The organism is Pedobacter paludis (assembly GCF_003173575.1).
In the GTDB taxonomy this organism is placed as follows: domain Bacteria; phylum Bacteroidota; class Bacteroidia; order Sphingobacteriales; family Sphingobacteriaceae; genus Pedobacter; species Pedobacter paludis.
Genome location: NZ_QGNY01000006.1, coordinates 130,035 through 151,228, shown reverse-complemented (window position 1 = coordinate 151,228; position 21,194 = coordinate 130,035). Strand labels below are relative to the sequence as shown.

Below are 21,194 nucleotides of genomic sequence, written 5' to 3'. Positions count from 1 at the left end.
AATATTAAAAGTTAACATTAAGACCTGCAGTATACGTTCTGGTATTCGGATATTGGAAACGACCATAAACTGCATTATTTTCAGGATCTAAACCTCTCCATTTTGTCCAGGTAAATAAGTTTTGCCCTTGAACGAAGATTTTAACACCTTTAATTATTTTAGTTTTTTCTAGTAAGCTTTTTGGCAAAGAATAACCAATATTTACATTTCTTAATCTTAAGAAAGATGCATCCTGAATGTCTTTTGAGGTAAAGTTTCTTGGTACATCAAATCTTTGCAATATTGCGTCATTGCCTGTATCGCCAGGTTGCTGCCATCTGTTTTCCAACATTCTCACGGTTTGGTTACTTGTAGCGTAACGTTGATTTTCGTTATAAAAATCTTCATTGTTCCAGCGCATAACGTTAGATACGAATGAGAACAAGGCCGAAGCTGTAATGCCTTTATAACTTAACGATGTATTGAAACCACCCGTAAAGGTTGGATATAAACTACCCGAATTGGTTGTGCTTTGTGTATTTACATTATAAGTTGTGGTTATCGAACCATCTAAATTATAATATTGCGCATCTCCTGTTTGAGGGTTTACACCTGCCCAATCTGGTGCGTAATACGTTCCATAAGGTAATCCAACCTGCAAAATTCGGGTATCTCCATCTGGATAAGAATCTGTAATATCGGTTACGTGAAGAATTTTGTTTTTGTTGTAACCTGCGTTAACACCAATAGACCACATAAAATCCTGAGTTTTGATTACGTCGCCACTCACTTCGAACTCAATACCTTTATTTCTCATTTTTCCAGAACTTAGGCTCAACAATGAGAAACCAGATGTTGCAGATGGTGGTTGATCGATAAACATATTGGTGGTTAGTTTATAATAGTAATCTGCAGTAATGCGTAATCTATTTTTAAACATTGCCAAATCAAAACCTACGTTCGATTCTTTAACATATTCCCAGTCGAAACCAGCGTTTCCAGCCGTTGATGGACGAATTGCCGCTACACCTCCGTAACTTGTTCCAACGGTATAAGTTGGCAGATAAATAAAATCGCCACCGAAAGGACTTGCAGTAATACCGTAACTTCCACGGATTTTTAAATCAGAAATTAAATCAGATTTCTGTAAGAAATCTTCTTTTTTCGCATCCCAACTTGCGCCGAATGAGTAAAAGCCATGCCATTTATTTTCTGGAGCAACTCTAGTCGATCCATCATAACGGTAACTTCCTGTAACGGTATACTTGTTATTGTAAGTATATCTGGCAACGCCCATAAACGACGCTAAAGCACTTTTAGTTTTACTACCTGTTGTAGATGGCAAGTAAGTAGCGCTTCCATTTGTAGCTCCCGCTGGAGTTTCAGGTAAACGTCCATCAATACCATAAGCACTGAATCCAAAAGAGTTATAATTGTTGTAAACGTATTCATAGTAGGAAGAAGCTTCAAAATCATGAACGTCGTTAAACTTCTTTGCGTAGGTTAAGCCTGTAGTAGAAATAATATTGAAGTTTCTTCTGCTTGCATCGGTTAAACGGCCCTTTCCACCTAAAGTATTCGCCACGCTTCTAGATCCATAGTACGAATCTGGATTAACAAATTGTTGATCGGTTGATTGTCTATAATCAATCCCAGCACGAGTTGTGACCTTTAATTCTGGTAAAATCTGATAAGCAAATGATGTGCTGATGATGGATTTTAACTGATCTGTCTTATCAGACGAATTTAATAAACGTTCTAAAGCCTGACTACCTTCTCGTTGATCTAAAATAAAATATTGAGATCTATTTCCTGGATGAACCAACGTTCCATCGTAGGCATACGGACTTTCGTAAGGTAATGCATAATAAACTGCCGACATGGCTGTTCCTGCACTTGTTGAGCCTTCACCTTCAGTAAAGCTGGATTGAGAATAGCCTACCGATAAATTGGTGCTTCCGCTAAATTTACCATCATTAAAATCTAAATTACTTCTTAATGAATAACGATCTAAGCCAGTACGTTTTGCAACACCTTCTTGGCTATAGTAGTTTAGTGAATTGTAAAAGCGCAACTTTTCGTTTCCACCGCTAATGCTTACCTGATGTTCTTGAAATTTTCCTCTTTGGAAGAAAATATCTCTCCAGTCTGTATTAATTTGTTTTAAACTATCGATAATAAAATCAGCACGGGCACGGGTTGCATTTGTACCTGCAGCATAGGTTGGATTTTTTGGTGAGTATGTCCAGCCAGGGCCCAGGTTACGGCCAAAACTTACACCAATTTCCTCCTCAAACTGTAAACGTTGTTCTGCGTTCATCATTTCAAAGTTTGGTCTACTCAGGTTAGAAAAACCATATTGAGAACTGTAATCAACTGCTAATCTACCTGATTTTCCTTTTTTAGAAGTTAAAACAATTACCCCATTCGAACCGCGAGATCCATATAAAGCCTTAGCAGAGGCATCTTTCAGAATGGTTGCAGATTCAATGTCTTCTGGATTGATCGTTTGGAAATAACCAGCTTCAATAGGCACTCCATCCAAAACAAATAGTGGTGTAGAAGAACCGTTAACACTGCCAATACCGCGAATAACAACTGATGCGCTTTGACCAGGCTGACCAGATGTGGAGATTACACTCATCCCCGGAACACGTCCTTGCAAAATTTGATCTAAGGTTAAACCCGGAACATCATTGATTTTATCAGCCGATACCAATGAACTTGCTGCAGCAGATTGAGATTTAGTATAATTGGTATATCCAGTTACGACCACATCCGTTAAGTTTCCTGCAGATGGCGTTAATTTAATAGAACCCAGTTGAGTTTTCGCCAAGACTTCCTTATCTGCATAACCGATATAAGAAATAACCAAAATTGCGTTTTCATCTACATTTCTTAAAGTGAAATTTCCGTTGTAATCTGCAACAGTTACTGCCGATTGGCCTTTAACCTTTACAGAAGCACCTGGCATTGGCGTACCGTTTTCATCGGTAATTTTTCCAGAAACATCAATTGATTTCAGGTTTTCCAAATTTCCGTTTGCAACAGGCATAATAAGAATGGTATTTTCCTTAATCTCCCAGCTAAATGGTTGGGCTTTTAAAGTCTGTGCCAAAACCTCTTTAATTTCCGCATTTTTTAAATCGATGGTTACCGGCCTAGATTTTTGTTTGATTAAGTCAGAATCATAAAGAAAGAAATATCCAGTTTGTCGTTTAATTTCTTTTAAAACCTGTTCTAAAGGTTTGTTTTTCTGGCTAATATTTATGCGTTGCGAAAATGCCGAAGCACTAACCTGAACGCAAAGAACAGTCATTAGAATAATAAAAAGTTTCATAGCCCTAATAAATTGTTGGTTAAAATAATTTGCAATAAACCCCATAGGCTTGGTGGCCAAAGGATTATTACTTTGAGTGTAAAAGTTCATACATTCAGTTTGGTTTAATGGTTAAATTGATTAGTTAGTTTGTTTGATTGTTTAAAACAATCGGACACTGATATTCAAGCAAGAGCTTATTTCTCTTGTAGCACTTTTAGTTGTCTCCCTTCTACAATTTCAAATTTTATATTTCCGGTTAATTCTAGCATTTTTAACACTTCAGATAGCTTTGCCTTTCTTGGCACCATACCGTTATATCGCTTATCTGGCACCGAGCTGTAATCGATTTTGATGTCGTACCAGCGCTCCAGCTGATTGAGAATTGTTTTTAAACCTTCATTGCTAAATTGGAATAATCCGTTTTTCCAGGCGGTTTCATCATCAGTATCAATATTATGCACCAATTGAATGCTCGAGTTTTCCGAGATACCCGCAATGGATTGATCGCCGGGCTTTAATATTTTGCTCGATTTGCCATTGCTCACTTTAACACTGCCTTCTAATAAGGTGGTTTTAATGGTTTTTTCATCCATATAGCCATTTATATTGAAATGCGTACCGAGAACTTCTACATCCTGGCTCTCATTTTTTACATGAAAAGGCATGGCTTTATTTTTAGCAACTTCGAAGTAGGCTTCACCTGTTAATTCGACTCTTCGCTCATTTCCAACAAACACTTCAGGATATTTTAGAGTGGAAGCCGCGTTTAGCCAAACCTTGGTTCCATCAGGTAGAATAATTTGATATTGGCCGCCTTTTGGGGTTTGGATGGTATTATAAGCTATGGCTTTTTTATTGCTTAAGTTTTCTTGGTTTAGAATGGTATAAATTAACTGTCCATCTTTTGTTTTAGAGATTTTTAAACCATCGCGATCACTAATATTAGATGCAGTTTGATTATCTAAAACCACTTTCGAACCATCAGAAAGGGTTAAAATTGCCTTGTCGGTTCCCGGAAGAACATCCAAAACTTTATTTTTTGTTAAGTTATTCGCTGTTGATAATCGGTTTCTATTTAAGGCGAAGTAAAGCGTTGAAGAAACAAGAAGTAAGATTACGGCCGCCGCTACATATCTTAAAAAAGGAATAATTTTATGCCTTTTTGAACCCGAAATTTTCGATTGAATTGCCTTAAAATTGCTTTCTTCTAGTGCCGTAAGTTCTGCCTGGCTAACCGAATCCAGAACATTTTCGTTTTTGGTGAGATAATTATAATATTCTTCAACAAATAAGATTTCCTCGGCTGTTGCCTCACCAGAGACATAGCGTTCGATAATTTTCTGCAGTTCTTTTTTGTTATTGAAGGCGTTCATTTTTCTGGCTTTTACATATATGTACCAGAAACAATAAAATATCCCAAAAGAATTTTAAAAAAAATACAGAAAGTTAAATTTAGGAGTGAAACTTATCTAATAAAGCACCAAATAAAAGCGAACAATAGCAAAAACATATGCGTTAATTTAAATTTTAAAGCATGCGTAGCGGTTGTTAGTTGGTTTTGAACAGTTTTTTGAGAAATATTTAACTGTGTAGAAATTTTAGCCGTTGTTAAACCCTCGTAATAGTGCAGTAAAAATATTTTTCTCCTTTTTTCCGGCAGGGCTTTAATAAAACGCTCGATCAAAATCTTCACTTCACGCTCCAATAAAGCTCCATCGGTTTTTAAAGGAGAAATCAATTCAGCTTCTATAGAATGGGCAAAAACATTGCCTTTCGGATTTCTGGCTATATGTTTTAATACCTGAAAACGAACTGCAGTATGAAGATAAGCTGTCGGATTATTTAAATCTAGCTCTGTTCTTCTATTCCAGAGGTCGGTGAAAACATTTTGAATAATATCTTGGCAACGCTCCTTTTCTGGTAATCGTTTATATGCAGAATTGTATAAATCTGTCCAATAAAGTTTATAAATTTTACCAAAAGCATCCTCGTCTCCTTGCTTTAATAAGTCAAAAAGTGAATTTTCGTTTGCACTGTTTCCTGAGGATTCCAAAAATTGAGTTTGTTGGGAAACCAAACATAAACATTTTTACGAACTTTTTGCAATCCCTTCGGATGAGAATTGCAGATCGTAAAGCTTTTTATAATAGCCGTTTATCTTTAATAACTGTTGATGTGTTCCCCGCTCCTTTATCTCACCCTTATCCAGTACAATAATCTGATCGGCCTTTTGAATGGTAGATAAGCGATGGGCAATCACAATTGATGTTCTGCCCTCCATTAAACTATCAATTGCTCTTTGGATGAGCAGTTCGGTTTCCGTATCTACGGACGAGGTAGCTTCATCTAAAACTAAAATGGTCGGATTGTGAACCAGCGCTCTAATAAAAGAAATTAATTGTGCCTGACCTGCAGAAAGCGTTGCGCCTCTTTCCATTACATTATATTGGTAACCGCCCGGTAAACGCTCGATAAAATCGTGGGCACCAACTTTCTTCGCTGCGTTTACAACTTCTTCAATGGTAATTTCTGGATTGTTTAAAGTGATGTTGTTTAAAATCGTATCTGAAAATAAAAACACATCTTGAAGCACGGTAGCGATATGGCTGCGCAAATAATCAAGCTCCAAATCTTCAATCTGAATCCCATCAACTGTAATCTCGCCTTTTTTAACTTCATAAAATCGATTCAGGATATTTATGGTTGAGGATTTTCCAGCTCCTGTAGCACCAACCAAGGCGATGGTTTGTCCGGATTTTACTTCAAAAGTTAAATCCTTTAATACATAGTTATCCTCATTATAAGCAAACCAAACGCTTTTAAACTGAATATTTCCTTCCAGTTTTTCGGGTTTTTGTGTGCCCAAATTTGGCGTACTCTCATCGGTATCCAACACTTTGAAAACCCGCTCGGCACCAACCATTCCCATTTGAAGGGTATTAAATTTATCAGCCAGTTGGCGAATTGGCGTAAAAACCATTCCCAAATACATTATAAACTGCGTTATGGTGCCAGGCGTTACATCAAGCGGTTTAGTCAAAATACTTTTTGAACCGTACCAAACCAATAAACCCAATGACATTGCCGAAATTAACTCTACAACTGGGAAAAAGATAGAATAATACCAGTTTGAGCGGATATTTGCATCACGATAGCGTTTATTGATGGCGTTAAATTTTCTATACTCCTGCTTTTCTCTTGCAAAATACTGAACAATTGAAACGCCTGTAATATGCTCTTGTAAAAAGGTATTTAAATTTGAAACTTCGTTCCTAATTTCCTGAAACGATACCTTGATTGCCTTTTGAAATTTTCTGGTCGCGATGATTAAAAGCGGAATAGGCAAAAGCACCACTAAGCTTAATTCCCAATCGGTGTACAACATTACACCAACAATTACAACAACCTGCAGGGTATCGCCAATCATCGAAATCAATCCCTCGGAAAAGATATCGGCAATGGTTTCCAGATCAGAAACCGTACGTGTAATCAATTGTCCAATTGGCGTTTTATCGAAATATTTAAGACGCAGATTTGTAATGTGGTTAAAAACGCGAATCCTTAAATCTCTAATAACCGATTGCCCCAATGTATTGGTTAATAGGGTGTGGTTATACTGAATTAAAGTTTGGAGGATCAACATAAAGATCATTAAGATGGTCATGTTTACCAAACCCGAATATTTACCCGTTAAAATGTAATGATCAAGTGTATATTTAATTAAAAACGGACGGACTGGAGAAATTGCTGCCAGCAAAATGGTTAAAATTACCGACCACACAAAAACGGCACGATAAGGCTTTACATATTGAAAAATACGCTTCAGTAATCCTGTGTTATATACGTCGCCTGTTACTGCCATTTTTTCGTTTAACTGTTTAAATTGTATTAATTGGATAATCGCTTTATTGGTTAATTTATCAATTAACCAGTTAAGCAATTTGTCAATTAAACTAAATAAGGATATTCTACTTTAACCAAATACAAACCACAAGCAGGCACCGACTGACCGGCTTTACTGCGATTTTTGCTTTCTATTATTGCTTTAAAATCGTCTAAATCTATTTCACCTTTTCCTATTCTAACCAAGGTTCCCATAATTGCCCGCACCATGTTTCTTAAAAAACGGTCGGCCTGAATAGTGAAAACCAAACCATTGTCAGTCTCTTCAAAAACAGCTTTGGTAATCTTGCAGTTATTGGTAAAGGTTTGTGTATTTGATTTACTAAAGCAAGAAAAATCAGTGTAATTTAACAATTGTTCAGCTGCTTTATTCATTAAGTTGACATCCAATTTATCTTTGAGGAGCCAAGATCGGTTTACTTTAAATGGATCTTTTTCAAAATGAACGTAATACTTATAAGCCCTAGCTACAGCATCGAACCTTGCATGTGCTTCATCCTTTACTGGAATTACAGTTTTAGCAGCAATTTGATAGGGCAACATGGCGTTTATCCCAGCTACAGATTTTAGCACTTTTTCTTCATTAATATTTTCTACATCGAAATGCGCATAAAAATCGGTGGCGTGTACACCTGCATCTGTTCTGCCGCAACCCAAGGTTTCTATGGTTTGCCTAAAATAGGTAGACATCGCTTTATCCAACAATTCTTGAACAGTTATTGCATTAGGCTGAATCTGCCAGCCGTGATATAAGCTGCCATCATAAGAAAGTTGTATGAAATATCTTTTTTTACTCAAAGCGATGCAAAAGTACGGTTTAGTGCGCAAGGATGAAAGAGCAAAGATAAAGGATCAAAGAATAAAGATTATGGAACAGAGAGCAAGGTTGAAAGAGTAAAAAATATAGATTTTGTATGTTAAAACAATGTTCCTTATTTCTGGTTCTTTTATCCTTTAAATAAAAGAAGTAAGTTTGCCTTAATTATTAAATTAACATGATACAAAGAATACAATCCATCTGGCTTTTTTTAGCAACTATCACACTTATTTTAATGTTGTTTTTGCCAATTACAACTAAAGAAATAAGTGGGGCTGAATCTGAAATTTATACCAATGGCTTATACCAAACGCTTTCTGCAAAAACAGGAACAGAATTAAAAGTTCAGTCTTTTATGCCTTTACTTATCACAAATATTGCTGTGGCTTTTATGTGCCTAATGAATATTTTTAATTTCAAAAGAAGAAGTCTCCAAAAACGAATCATCATTTTTACCATTGCAGCTATTGGTGGTTTTGCGTTTTGGTGTAGTGTATACGCAAAAAAAATTCCTGGAGGTTTAGAAGGAGCAAGTTTTGGGGCGGGCGCCTATTTACCAGCGATAGCCATTTTATTTTGTGTTCTAGCTATTTTTGGAATCAATAAAGATGAAAGATTAATCCGTTCTGCTGAAAGATTGAGGTAGTATTTGGCCATTAATTTCCAATATGCCACAGCCATTAACAGATCCATTTTTCACTTACTTCAGCGAAGGTATAGACACCATTTCTATTCCAGATTACTTCAGTTTGATGTTGGAAAAACCGCATCAACTGTGTTTATTGGCCACAAAACAATTGCAAAATTATTTATCAGAGCAAACTGAGTGGACACATAATTTTGGATTATCAAATCGAATAGATGGCGCCATTATCGGTAAAATGTTTGGTGTGCTAGTGGTTAGAAATCAAAATGATGAAATCGGTTTTCTTTCCGCCTTTTCTGGCAAGCTAGCCGGAACCAATCAACATACCCACTTTGTTCCCCCGGTTTTCGATCTTCTTACCGAAAATAGTTTTTTAAACAACGGAATGGAGGCGTTAGGTAAAATGAGTAAGGAAATTAAAAGTTTGGAAAATCAAAACAATCCCGATTCAAAAGAAGAAATCAAGAAGCTGAAAACATCAAGAAGAAATTATTCTGTAAACCTTCAAAATGAAATTTTTGAGCACTATCACTTTGTAAATCAAGCTGGAGAAGAAAAAAACCTGATAGAAATTTTCAAAAATATCGGTTATAAAAACCCGCCAGCAGGAGCTGGAGAATGTGCGGCACCGAAACTTTTGCAATACGCTTTTCAACAGAAAATGAAGCCAATTGCAATGGCAGAATTTTGGTGGGGCCAATCTCCAAAATCCAATTTTTGGAAACATGGCTACTTTTATGCCTGCTGTAAAGAAAAATGTGAGCCTATTTTTAAACACATGCTTAAAGGATTTGCCTTAGAAAAAGCTTAATTAAAGCACCCTATCCCACAAATCAATCTTCAAAAACGCTTAACTCCTAATTTTCAATATATTACAAAACAAAACTATTTACTTAACCATCAGTAAAATACGGATTATTAACCTTACCTTTGCGGCTCAATTAAAAATAAAAGACGAATGACAAACCCATTTCAATTATTGGGGATAAGTGATGACGTCGTTAATGCCGTAAAGGACCTTGGATTTGAAACTCCAACGCCTATTCAGGAGCAAAGTATTCCTGTACTGTTAGAAGGCACTAATGATTTTGTTGGTTTGGCCCAAACAGGAACAGGAAAAACAGCCGCATTTGGTTTGCCGCTGTTAGAACTAATCGATTTTAAAGTAACAAAACCGCAGGCATTAATTTTATGCCCAACACGTGAGTTATGTTTACAGATCGCTAACGACCTTAAAAACTTTTCTAAAAACGTTGCTAATGCCCACGTTGTTGCCGTTTACGGTGGTGCGAACATTATGCAACAACTACGCGAAATACGCCAAGGCGTTCAAATCGTAGTGGCCACGCCCGGCCGTATGTTGGATATCATTGGCCGTAAAGCCATTGATTTTTCGAATGTTAAATATGTTGTGCTTGATGAAGCTGACGAAATGTTAAACATGGGTTTCCAGGATGACATTAACGACATTTTATCAACTACTCCTGATGACAAAAAAACCTGGTTATTCTCGGCTACAATGCCGGCAGAAGTTCGCCGTATAGCTAAAAACTATATGGATAACCCTGTAGAATTAACTATGGGCACAAAAAACACAGGTAATGTAAACATCGAACACGAATATTATATTGTTCGTGCCCGTGATAAATATGCTGCCTTAAAACGTATTGTAGATTTCAACCCTGAAATTTTTGCCGTAGTATTTTGTAAAACCAAATTGGATACACAGGATGTTGCTGAGCACTTAATTAAAGATGGTTACAATGCTGATGCTTTACACGGAGATTTATCGCAACAACAACGTGATAAGGTAATGCAACGTTTCCGCGAGCGTAACATGCAATTGCTTATCGCTACTGATGTTGCTGCCCGTGGTATTGATGTAAACAATGTTACTCACGTAATCAATTATTCTTTACCTGATGAAATTGAAAGTTATACCCACCGTTCTGGCCGTACTGGTCGTGCAGGTAAAACAGGTATTTCTATCTGTATCATCAACTCTAAAGAATTAGGAAAAATCCGTCAGTTGGAACGCATTATTGGCAAACAATTTACCAAAGCTGAGTTACCAACAGGATTTGATGTTTGCGAAAAACAATTATTCTCTTTAGTACATAAAGTACATAACGTAGAAGTTAACAACGAACAAATTGATCAGTACATTCCTCGTATTATGGATGAATTTGCTGATTTATCTAAAGAAGATGTTATTAAACGTTTTGCTTCATTAGAATTTAACCGTTTCTTGGATTACTATTCTAAAGCACCTGATTTAAATGCAGCTGTTGGAGATGAGCGTGGTGAAAGAGGTGAGCGTGGTGAAAGACGCGGACGTGGTAGCGAAGGTTACACACGTTTGTTCATCAACCTAGGTTCTGTAGATGAATTTACTCGTGGCGATATGTTATCATTTATCTGTAACAACGGAAAAATTGCTGGCAAAAGCGTTGGTAAAATCGATTTAAAAGGCGTATTCTCTTTCTTTGAAGTAGAAGATGATGTTGCTGATAAAGTATTCGAAGGCTTTAAATCTGTAGAATTCAATGGCCGTAGTGTTCGTATCGAAAAGAGCGGAGATGGTGGTCGTGGTGAAGGTGCAGGCGAAAGACGCGGTGGCGGTGAAAGACGTAGCGGTGGTTTTGGCGGCGAGAGAAGAAGTGGCGGAGGCGGCGGTGGTTACCGTGGCGGAGGCGAAAGAAGATCTGGCAGTGGTAGCGGAAGACGCGAAGGCGGAAATCGTGAAGGTGGTGGTTTCAGAGACTTCTCTGGACGTAGCCGCGACGATAAAGGTGGAAGCAGTGATCGTCCGAGACGTGAAGGTGGAAATCGTGAAGGTGGCGATCGCAAGAAAAAATGGTAAATCACTAAACCAAATATTTTATAGCCGTTCTGATTTTTTCAGAACGGCTTTTTTGTTTTTAAAAAATAGGCTTCAATATGAGATCCGTCAGCTGAAGCTGGACGGCAATAATATAGCAATCTGTTATCAAGGATTAAAAATCCTTAGCCCCAGCAGACGGGATTACAATTCCCTACTAACTGAAGTTCTTTTGGAGCAGATTCCAACTAACCAACGGCAATGATCTTGCAATCTTCCAATCCATTCTAAAATTTATATTTTCCTCTTTGAATATATTCATTGCCGTTGACTTCAGTCAACGGATTTATATGAGCATTCGAAGCCGAACAACTTACAACCCTTAAAATAAACTACACCTAAACAAAAAAATCCGATAGAAAATCAATTCTATCGGATTTTTAATAAGATATAATTCAATTAGAAATTGAAATTCAATCGAGTAAATACATAACGACCCAAGAAACCAAATTGTGGTGCCTGGTTAGGATATAAAATACCAGAGGTTCCTTGGCTGCCTATTAGAAGTTCAGCAGGATAAACATCAAGGATATTGTTTGCACCGACTGTTAACTTTAAGCTTTTAGTTAAGTTGTAACCTAGGCCTAAATCGGTAATTACACGTCCTGGTAACTCTTGCTGATTTGCAATCGTATTGGTTGGTTGAGATACCTTACCAAAATAAACGTTACGCAAAAACACATTAAATTTATCGATGCTATAATCGAAAGTTAAATTGGCTTTAATGCGAGGTACAACTTTAGTTAATAAAATTACACTCGCATCATCCAAATAAATACTTTCTTTTCCAGCCAAAAGTGGCGAAGTATTAATCCCGCCTACCAGCGAAGTTTTAGAAATCGTACCGGCAAGGTCTGTTCTTAAAGTACCCTTACCCAAACTAGCAGAATATGAAACTACTGCATCTATACCCTTAGTTTCTGTATTCACCGCATTTGCAAAGAAACGTGCTGTACTTGCATTGGCCTGGCGTAGGATATTGTAAATTTCCTTATCCTGTGCAGATGCACTTGCAGCATTACTTCCTGTAAAACCGCCTGTGTAAATTACACGGTTATCAATACGGATTAAATAACCATCCACAGTAATTTTAACTTTTCCCAAATTAGAAGTAAAACCAGCACTATAACTGTTGGATGTTTCTTCTTTCAATTTAGGAATGCCTAAAAGCTGCGCTACACGGCTATCATTTGCAAAAGTTCCAGATTCGGTAAAAATACCATCTGTAAATACAGTAGATGTTGCATTAAAATAACGCTGTTGTAATGATGGTGCTCTAAAACCACTACTAACGGCACCACGAAGTAAAAATTTATCAGAAAATTTATAACGACCAGCTATTTTAAAGTTAAGTGTCGATCCAAAATCTGAATAGTTTTCAAAACGAATGGCTCCATCAACTAAAAATTTATCGGTAAAATTAACCTCAACATCACCATAAGCGGCTACAGAAGAACGGCTTACATTGGTTGCATTATCTGCACTAAAGCCTGGGAAACCTTGTGCGCCACCTGTGTAAGCAACACCATTAGCGGCAAATCGGGTAGAAATATTTCCTTTTAGATTTGGTATTAGGATTGGATTTGCAGTTGTACCAACATTAATAGCATTACCATAATTTGCGTACGATGCTTCTTCTCCTGCTATAATTTTATAATTCTCATAGCGGTTTTCTGCACCAAAAGCAACGTTAATACCGCTTAAAGTATTTTTAAAGAAACGTGTAAAATCTAAATTGGTTGTGTTTTGAACAAAATCGTAACCACCGGCATCAAAAGATGTTGGCGATGCCGTTAACATGGATGCATTAAGCGTATTAGCAGTAGTAAAGTCGATTTGATTACGACCATAGGTGTTACTGAAATCTGCTTTCCATTCGCCTAATTTTCCACGAATACCGATAGCCAAAGACTGATCACTATTGTCTGTTACAATTTGCGGCAAAAATCCATTAGGATAAATGGTGGCATTGGTTTGTGTCAATTGTCTTGGTGTTCTGTAAAAAGCGGTAGAAGTACCATTTCTAGAGTTTAGTCCTCCAAATGCATAAATTTCTGCATGATCAGCCACAGGAACCACGGCGTTTAAAAACAACGCTCCGCCACGATTTTTGCTTTGTCCAATATTTGGAACAAAATCAGCACGGCTCAGTCCCCTTCTTGCCAATTCGGCATCTGTAATATCTGCGCCAGTAGGTGTTGGATATAAAGTTGGATTGTTATAATCGGTAAAAATTACACCACTGTAGGGCTTGGTACGAGAAGCAAAATCTCGATAATCAAATGAACCTGTTAAATTTAAAAACCCGCCTTTATCATTTAATTTAACACCATAATTAACATTTGCCTGAGCAGTTTGACCATCTAAGCCATCAGAATGCTTGCCTGTAAAACCACCTCCGGTAATACTTGCTGTAAGTTTATTTACATCCTCATTTAAAATAATATTAATTACTCCTGCAATCGCGTCAGATCCGTACTGTGCGGCAGCTCCATCTCTCAACACTTCGATTCTTTTAATTGCCGCAGTTGGAATCGCATTTAAATCTGTACCTACTGAACCTTTACCTAAACTACCATTAATGTTAATTAAAGATGAAGTATGGCGACGTTTACCGTTTATTAAAACTAAAACCTGATCGGGACCTAAGCCTCTTAATGATGCAGGATCGATGTGATCTGTTCCATCTGTTAAATTGGCAACATTCGATGTGAATGAAGGGGCTACATAATTCAAAATCTGACTTAGCGAAACTTGCGGTGCATTTTGTGCAACTTTTTTAACATCAACTAAATCAACAGGAACGGCTGTTTCCAATTGTGAACGAGGTGCGCTTCTGGAACCAATTACCACAATTCCATCCAAATTGTTTTTATTTTCTGTTAAAACAAAGTTTAACTCTTTAGTTTCACCATCAGCAACCTTAACTTGTTTTTGTTGTGTTTGATAACCTAAGTAGCTTGCGGAAACCGAATAGGTTCCTGCCGATGAAAGCTTAATTTGATAAGCACCTTGGGCATTGGTTGCAGATTTTAAACCTTGACCATTAACTGTAATAGTTGCGCCAATAATAGTTTGGAGAGAATCGCTAACTACACCTTTAATAATTTGTGCTTTTAAGCTAAATGAAAATAGAATGAGGGATGTAAGAATAGGGTAAAGTTTTTTTCGCATACGCTGTTTGTTTTTTAAGTGAATTTATTGGTTCAAATATATAAAATAAATTAAATAGACGACTATTTAAGTAGTATTTAACTTTTTAGTGACAAATAATCCGAGAGATTGCAGGTTCCAACCTCTTAGATATTTATTTTGTTTTTAATTATTAAAAAAATTATATTCGTATACATCATCTTTTAGTTTAGGATTTCTCAATCCAACACTTCCTATTTTTTATCATCCCATATTAATAATCGTTTGGCATTTGTGTTTGATAACAAAAACACTGTCATTTTCTATCAAAAAAAAGGAATAAAATTTGGATTTATCAAAACTAACTAACCCTCAAGTAAAAGCTGCATTTGATGCTTGGCAAAGTGGCGATTCAGCAAAATGGCTATCTTTTTTTATATCTGATGCAAAACTCTATGATGATGGAAATTCAAGGGATTTCCATAGCTTTTCTACACAAACCATCGGAAAGGAAAAATTTACAAGCATTGAAAAAGTATCTGCTGATGGTTCGGAAATCACAGGAAATTTCCATTCTCCGCAGTGGGGAGATTTCAAAACCTATTTCAAATTTCACACTGATGAAAGCGGAAAATTTAATCGTTTAGATATCGGACAAGCAAACTAAAAGCCATGAAATACAAATATGAATTAGCACCGGAGCTGGTGCCTGTTTTAAAAGTTTACACCAGTCAACCTGCACCACCTCAAGGCACACCTTTACAAGAGGTTTTCCGAAGTAATTTGAAAATGATGGCTGAGCAAGTCGGCGTAAAATCGACAAATGAATTAACCGTAGAGAATAAATACTTTACAAATTCTGAGGGTATTGAAACACAACTTCGTGTTTTCAAGCCACAGAAAATCGGCACATCTTTACCTTGTGTCTATTGGATGCACGGTGGCGGAACGATGAGCGGTCTACCTGAGCAGGAAGATTCTACATTATACCAAATGGCTTTGGCTATTGGCTGTGTAATCGTTTCGGTAAATTACCGATTAACACCCGAACATCCTTATCCTGCACCAATAAACGATTGTTATGAGGGCTTGGTGTATGTTTCAGAAAACGCATCTTTATTTAACATCAATCCCGATAAAATAGCTGTCGGTGGCGGTAGTGCAGGCGGTTTACTTTCTACATCATGTGCATTGTTGGCCAGAAAAAACAAAAAACCTAATTTGGTACATCAATCATTAACTTACCCTATGCTCGACCACCGCGGCATTACAGAAAGTAGCAAGGAAATTACCAATGTTGGGGTTTGGGACAGAGATATGAATCTTTACGGGTTCAGCTGTTATTTAAAAAATGTTAAAGACAATATCCCTGAACTTGCTGTACCTATTTTGGTAAATGATTTATCAAATCTTCCTCCTGCGTTTATTGCGGTTGGCACAATGGATGTTTTACGCGATGAGGCGATTGAGTATGCGCAAAAATTAGCTGCATCAGGAGTGATAACCGAATTACATATTTATCCCGGCATGACCCATGTTTTCGATGCATTGGTGCCGGATTCAAAAGCGGCAAAAGATTTCAATGCGGCCAGGATAAGTGCGTTTAAAAGGGCTTTCGAATAAATATTATTTTAGCTCCGAATATCAAAACCGTTCTGCAAAATCAGAACGGTTTTTTGTTTTGATATTATTCCCGTAAGGTGGGTCAATAATCAAGTGAGCGCAGACTGGTAATTATTTAATAATTGTAAAATAGTTATTCAGCTTTATGATTGTTCTTAAATTGCATTACTTTAGCAAATTATGCAGGCAAAATACATTTCTTATCAGGAAACAGGTTCCTTTTCTAAATTGGTTTTAGATTACATAAACAACCAAGAAGACCTTTCTACTTTTTATAGTTTTCGCCCTGATATGGATGGTTTGGCACAAGCTCTTGAAAATAGACATTTTATAGGCGACAGAAATACCCTATCCGAAGTTTTAAAGCAACAGTACCAGCATCTTAAACCAAATAAATCGGTAATCAAAAATATTGAGCTTTTAGCGCTCGAAAATACATTTACCGTTACTACGGGTCATCAGCTTAATCTTTTCACTGGCCCTTTATATTTTATCTATAAAATCGTAACTACAATAAATCTTGCCATCGAGTTAAAAATCGCTCATCCCGATAAAAACTTTGTGCCTGTTTATTGGATGGCAACCGAAGACCACGATTTTGATGAAATAAACCATGTTAGTGTTGATGAAAAAAACATCAGCTGGATACAACAAACCAATGGAGCTACCGGGAGGTTAAGTACCAAAACAGTCGCGGCAGCAGTTCTTGCCTACAAAGGCTATTTGGGAATTTCGAAAAATGGAAAAAGAATAGCCAAACTGGTTGAGCAAGCCTATTTAGAGCATGATAATTTAGCCGATGCCACAAGGTTTTTGGTAAATAATCTATTTGAGCGATATGGTCTGGTTATCGTAAACGCAGATGACGCCAGATTGAAAAAGCAGTTTGCAGCTATCATTACCACTGACATCATTGACGAAAATAGTTCAAAAATCATTGAAGAAACTTCTAAAAAATTAGAACAAAACGGGTATAAATCGCAGGTTAATGGCCGAGATATCAATTTTTTTTATCTGAAGGACGAACTTCGAGAAAGGATAATATTAAAGGATGAAAACTATACAGTTAACCATACCGACATCAGTTTTACTACGGAAGAACTCAAAGCTGAAATAGATGCACATCCAGAACGTTTTAGTCCAAATGTAGTAATGCGCCCAATGTATCAAGAGGTGATTTTGCCAAACATAGCTTACATTGGTGGCGGTGCAGAGGTTGCGTATTGGATGCAACTGAAAGCTAATTTCGATTTTTATAAAGTAGATTTTCCTGTATTACTTTTGCGGAATTCAGCATTATTAATCGATAAAAGAAGTGCACAAAACATATACAGTTTAGGTTTTGAACTGGAAGATTTTTTCCTTTCTGCAGAAGAACTGAAAAACATCTGGGTAAGAAAAAATTCTACTGCACAGCTGAGCTTAGCTGACGAAACAAGAGCAATTAACAGCATTTTTGATCAGATAAAATTAAATGCTTATAAAATAGACAAAACGCTTTCTGTTTCTACGGATACCGCTAAACAGAAAACCAATCATTTATTGGCAAACCTAGAGAAAAAGCTTTTTAGAGCAGAAAAGCGCAAGCATGAAGTGGCTTTGCTTCAAATTGACAATGTGAAAAAAAGACTGTTTCCTAATGGAACACTTCAAGAAAGAATTTTAAATATTGCGCCAATGTATGTTAATTATGGAGAAGATTTTCTCTCATCGTGCATAGAAAACTTTGAGCCTTTAGGCGGCGATTTTACACTATTACTTCCTTCTTGATATTAAGTTTAAGCCTAAAAACAGCTTGGTACTTGCCACAAATACCTGATACTATATTATGAATTTCATAACCTTTACCGAAAACAATCTTCGAGATTTTACCTATAATGTTTTCAAAAAAATGGGCTGTTCGGATGAGCATGCTGTTTTAGCAACCGACGTTTTAGTGCGTTCCGATTTACGAGGCATTGATTCTCATGGAGTTGCCCGTTTAAGTGGGTATGTTCGCCTTTGGGAAAAGAAAAGGATAAATGCAACCCCAAATATTAAAATTATACACGAGACACCCACAACCGCTACTGTAGATGGTGATGCTGGATTAGGCTTGGTGGTTGCACCTTTTGCCATGAAAATAGCCATTGAAAAGGCAGAAAAATATGGAAGTGGCTGGGTTTCTGTAAAAAATTCAAATCACTTCGGAATTGCTGGCTACCACGCCCTTATGGCTGTTGAACAGGATATGATTGGAATTAGCATGACCAATGCAAGCCCGCTTGTAGCACCAACATATTCAAGCGAAAGATTATTGGGAACCAATCCAATGTGTTATGCTTTTCCCGCCGGAAAATATCCACCTGTTATTATAGACATGGCTACCGCAGCTGCAGCCAATGGAAAATTAGAAATTGCTCAACGGGCGAATAAAAGCATTCCGGACGGATGGGTTCAAGACAAAAACGGAGAAAGCTCTATCAATCCGAATGAGTTAAAAAATGGTGGTTCGTTACTACCATTGGGAAGTGATAAAGATCATGGCAGCCACAAAGGTTATGGACTCGGCGCCACAGTAGATATTTTATCAGCTGTGCTTTCTGGTGCAAATTATGGACCTTGGGTTCCACCCTTTGTTGCCTTCCTAGAACCATCTGCTAATCCTGTTGGCGAAGGTTTAGGCCATTTTTTAGGCGCCATGCGTGTTGATGGCTTTAGACCAAAGGAAGATTTTAAAAACCACTTGGATAATTGGGTCGAGCGCTTTAAAAGTGCTGAAACCGTTGATCCGGAAAAAAAAGTAATTATTCCCGGAGAGCCTGAACACGAGTTTGAAACGGAAAGAAAAATTAGCGGAATTCCGATAATTGATGTTGTGGTTAAGGATCTGAACGAATTGGCAGAAAAACTCGGGATTAAAAGCTTATCTTAGAAAGCATAAAAAAGCCGCAGATTTAACCAGAATCTACGGCTTACTAAATAAACACAGTTATAACCCACCATGCTAGGGCTGAGAATTTCTATTATGGTTTTGGATAGTGCATTCGCTTGGTTTTGATTAGCGAATGCACTATTTGGTTCTTATTGTTTATCCCACCAGATTCTTCCTTTTGTATCTTGTGCGTTAATGCCATAAGCAGCATCTTTAGCAATCATAGCTTGAATGGCAGCTGCGTAATTTGCAGAATTGAGGTTAGAACCAGAACTTAAATCTAGAGAGTTTCTTCTCGGAATCAGTAAATTTTGACTGCCATCATAAAGGCTTTCTAAATACGCAATGGATGATGTACCAATTAATCCATTATTTCCCGGCCTAACATCTGTAAACTGCGGATAACCTGTTCTTTTCCACATGGCCCACGATTCTTCTGGCTGCATTAAATAGTTTACCCAAGCCTGAGAGTAAATACTTGGCAAACCTAAGAATGGCAAGTTCGTAGCAAAATTCCCAATGGTAATGTTTGCAGCATTAGGAACATTGGTAGCAATGGCAGCTGCTTTATAAGCATCGAAAGAAGCCTGAACGCCAGCATAAAACCACTGCGAAGCCGATTTACCCAGGCCATTACCTCCTTTTTGGGCAATCTCAGCCATCATAAAACAGGTTTCTGCATAGGTTAAATATGGTGTGCGCATTTTTATAGTCGATCCATCAACAAATGGTTCATCATCATGCAATAAATCTTTAGATGAACGGGCATCGAAACCTCCAAAACCACCATTTTTAATAAATAGCCTGCTTTGTATGGCAGATAAAAATCCTAGAGTTTGGGTACCGCCTGTAATTGTAAAGGTTTTAAAACGATCTCCACCGGTTGAACCATAAGCAGTACTGGCTGAAGCCGGAAAAGTATGCTTACCCCAATAACGCACTTGGTTTTCTGGTTGCAAGAGCGCTGCCTGTGCCGCAGCATCGCCTTTTTGTTGAACCACTAAATAGTTTTTGTAGTTCGTTCCAAAATCATTCTGACGAACCATAAAACCAATCCTTGGATCGTTTGTAGATTTTAAATATTCTACAAAAGGGAAAGCAGCATTATACGAGAACAAAATTACATTGATATCATCAACATTATTATTCCAGTCGCGGGTTTGGCTATACCCGAAAGATGCATCGTTACTAGCAATAATATTGCCTGCAAAATTATTGGCAATATCAGTAAGAACAGCTGTTAACTGAGCTGGATCACGCTTTTCGTATCTCTGTGCAATTTTAATTCTTAAGGTATTGGCAAAAGAAAGCCATTTGCCATAGTCTCCATTATAGAAGAAATCTTGCGCACCTAAAGCAAACTGACCCGTACTATTTTTTAATAGCGTAGCTGCGTCTTTTAATTGCGTATCGAAAGTTTTGTACAGGTTGAAATCAAAGTCATAAGCTGGCAACGGATACTGAACATCGTTAAAGGCCTGAGTATAGGGAAGCGCTCCAAAAACATCAGCAACTTTCCAGGCTTGATAGGTATTGATAATCGAACAAATTGCCTTTAACCCCTGATATGTATTTTTCTGAGCATCAGGCAGTGAATTTATTTTCGCAATGATGCGATTCATATCCCGGCCGTTTCCTGTAAAATAATCATTGTAGTAAGGGAAACCTGGATTAGGACCTGTTGTTTTTGTTGGATTCCAATAATTTCCCGCCAAACCGTTCGCATCTACACCATCTGGAACAATATATTGCATATACGTCATGGTTGATGCATATTTCTGCGAAGTATTTCCCCTTGATGTTAGATTAAAATCTGCCGTAGCACCTGTAAACAAAAATTCAGGATTGGCATCACTTAATGTTTTTGGATTGGTATTGGTATCTATCAATTCTTTTTTGCAGGATTGGCTCACCGCAGCTAAAGCAATCAATCCCAGTATATATTTATTTATCGTTTTCATTTTTCTAAGGATTTGC

At 37.2% G+C, this 21,194-nt stretch carries 14 protein-coding genes; 7 read left to right on the top strand and 7 right to left on the bottom strand.

The window, feature by feature from the left end; all coding sequences use genetic code 11:
• Nucleotides 1–4: 4 nt before the first annotated feature.
• From DF947_RS16785 to truA, 5 genes are all read right to left on the bottom strand, one after another.
• On the bottom strand, nucleotides 5–3,319 hold the full coding sequence (locus DF947_RS16785; RefSeq protein ID WP_240615402.1) for a TonB-dependent receptor: 3,315 nt from the start codon (nucleotides 3,317–3,319) through the stop codon (nucleotides 5–7).
• A gap of 176 nt (nucleotides 3,320–3,495) precedes the next feature.
• The gene (locus DF947_RS16780; protein WP_109931207.1) at nucleotides 3,496–4,674 is read right to left on the bottom strand and encodes a FecR family protein; all 1,179 of its coding nucleotides are present in this window, start codon (nucleotides 4,672–4,674) and stop codon (nucleotides 3,496–3,498) included.
• A 92-nt stretch (nucleotides 4,675–4,766) separates the two neighbouring features.
• Entirely contained in the window at nucleotides 4,767–5,354 is a 588-nt protein-coding gene (locus DF947_RS16775) for an RNA polymerase sigma factor (RefSeq protein ID WP_109931359.1), read from the bottom strand.
• 36 nt (nucleotides 5,355–5,390) lie between these two features.
• Nucleotides 5,391–7,163, bottom strand: a complete 1,773-nt coding sequence (locus DF947_RS16770) for an ABC transporter ATP-binding protein (RefSeq protein WP_109931358.1) — start codon at nucleotides 7,161–7,163, stop codon at nucleotides 5,391–5,393.
• 86 nt (nucleotides 7,164–7,249) lie between these two features.
• Nucleotides 7,250–8,002, bottom strand: a complete 753-nt coding sequence (gene truA / locus DF947_RS16765) for a tRNA pseudouridine(38-40) synthase TruA (protein ID WP_205940808.1) — start codon at nucleotides 8,000–8,002, stop codon at nucleotides 7,250–7,252.
• Nucleotides 8,003–8,199: 197 nt separating this feature from the next.
• On the opposite strand from truA, the gene DF947_RS16760 reads away from it, so the two are divergent.
• The 3 genes from DF947_RS16760 (at nucleotide 8,200) to DF947_RS16750 (ending at nucleotide 11,530) form a co-directional block, all read left to right on the top strand.
• On the top strand, nucleotides 8,200–8,667 hold the full coding sequence (locus tag DF947_RS16760; RefSeq protein ID WP_109931206.1) for a DUF4293 domain-containing protein: 468 nt from the start codon (nucleotides 8,200–8,202) through the stop codon (nucleotides 8,665–8,667).
• Nucleotides 8,668–8,689: 22 nt separating this feature from the next.
• Complete coding sequence (locus DF947_RS16755) at nucleotides 8,690–9,478, top strand: pseudouridylate synthase (protein WP_109931205.1); 789 nt, start codon at nucleotides 8,690–8,692, stop codon at nucleotides 9,476–9,478.
• Nucleotides 9,479–9,625: 147 nt separating this feature from the next.
• Nucleotides 9,626–11,530, top strand: a complete 1,905-nt coding sequence (locus DF947_RS16750) for a DEAD/DEAH box helicase (protein WP_109931204.1) — start codon at nucleotides 9,626–9,628, stop codon at nucleotides 11,528–11,530.
• 417 nt (nucleotides 11,531–11,947) lie between these two features.
• On the opposite strand, the gene DF947_RS16745 is transcribed toward DF947_RS16750, so the two are convergent.
• Nucleotides 11,948–14,722, bottom strand: coding sequence for a TonB-dependent receptor (locus DF947_RS16745; RefSeq protein WP_109931203.1), 2,775 nt, complete (start codon nucleotides 14,720–14,722; stop codon nucleotides 11,948–11,950).
• Between the two features lie 304 nt (nucleotides 14,723–15,026).
• Here DF947_RS16745 and DF947_RS16740 point away from each other — a divergent pair, with 304 nt between their 5' ends.
• The 4 genes from DF947_RS16740 to DF947_RS16725 all read left to right on the top strand — a co-directional run bounded on the left by DF947_RS16740 (nucleotide 15,027) and on the right by DF947_RS16725 (nucleotide 19,217).
• Nucleotides 15,027–15,347: a hypothetical protein gene (locus DF947_RS16740; RefSeq protein ID WP_109931202.1), complete on the top strand. Its 321-nt coding sequence runs from the start codon at nucleotides 15,027–15,029 to the stop codon at nucleotides 15,345–15,347.
• A 5-nt stretch (nucleotides 15,348–15,352) separates the two neighbouring features.
• On the top strand, nucleotides 15,353–16,303 hold the full coding sequence (locus DF947_RS16735) for an alpha/beta hydrolase (RefSeq protein WP_109931201.1): 951 nt from the start codon (nucleotides 15,353–15,355) through the stop codon (nucleotides 16,301–16,303).
• Nucleotides 16,304–16,483: 180 nt separating this feature from the next.
• Entirely contained in the window at nucleotides 16,484–18,073 is a 1,590-nt protein-coding gene (gene bshC / locus DF947_RS16730; RefSeq protein WP_109931200.1) for a bacillithiol biosynthesis cysteine-adding enzyme BshC, read from the top strand.
• A gap of 58 nt (nucleotides 18,074–18,131) precedes the next feature.
• Nucleotides 18,132–19,217: an Ldh family oxidoreductase gene (locus tag DF947_RS16725; protein ID WP_109931199.1), complete on the top strand. Its 1,086-nt coding sequence runs from the start codon at nucleotides 18,132–18,134 to the stop codon at nucleotides 19,215–19,217.
• 149 nt (nucleotides 19,218–19,366) lie between these two features.
• Here the strand turns inward: DF947_RS16725 and DF947_RS16720 are convergent, their stop codons facing one another.
• Nucleotides 19,367–21,178: a SusD/RagB family nutrient-binding outer membrane lipoprotein gene (locus DF947_RS16720; protein ID WP_109931198.1), complete on the bottom strand. Its 1,812-nt coding sequence runs from the start codon at nucleotides 21,176–21,178 to the stop codon at nucleotides 19,367–19,369.
• Nucleotides 21,179–21,194 lie beyond the last annotated feature (16 nt).

Excerpts from the sequence above, each read along its gene's own strand:
- DF947_RS16770 (WP_109931358.1), bottom strand. The coding sequence starts at position 7,163 with ATGGCAGTAACAGGCGACGTATATAACACAGGATTACTGAAGCGTATT.
- DF947_RS16760 (WP_109931206.1), top strand. The coding sequence starts at position 8,200 with ATGATACAAAGAATACAATCCATCTGGCTTTTTTTAGCAACTATCACA.
- bshC (WP_109931200.1), top strand. The coding sequence starts at position 16,484 with ATGCAGGCAAAATACATTTCTTATCAGGAAACAGGTTCCTTTTCTAAA.
- DF947_RS16755 (WP_109931205.1), top strand. The coding sequence starts at position 8,690 with ATGCCACAGCCATTAACAGATCCATTTTTCACTTACTTCAGCGAAGGT.
- DF947_RS16745 (WP_109931203.1), bottom strand. The coding sequence starts at position 14,722 with ATGCGAAAAAAACTTTACCCTATTCTTACATCCCTCATTCTATTTTCA.
- DF947_RS16725 (WP_109931199.1), top strand. The coding sequence starts at position 18,132 with ATGAATTTCATAACCTTTACCGAAAACAATCTTCGAGATTTTACCTAT.
- DF947_RS16735 (WP_109931201.1), top strand. The coding sequence starts at position 15,353 with ATGAAATACAAATATGAATTAGCACCGGAGCTGGTGCCTGTTTTAAAA.
- DF947_RS16750 (WP_109931204.1), top strand. The coding sequence starts at position 9,626 with ATGACAAACCCATTTCAATTATTGGGGATAAGTGATGACGTCGTTAAT.
- DF947_RS16720 (WP_109931198.1), bottom strand. The coding sequence starts at position 21,178 with ATGAAAACGATAAATAAATATATACTGGGATTGATTGCTTTAGCTGCG.
- DF947_RS16785 (WP_240615402.1), bottom strand. The coding sequence starts at position 3,319 with ATGAAACTTTTTATTATTCTAATGACTGTTCTTTGCGTTCAGGTTAGT.
- DF947_RS16780 (WP_109931207.1), bottom strand. The coding sequence starts at position 4,674 with ATGAACGCCTTCAATAACAAAAAAGAACTGCAGAAAATTATCGAACGC.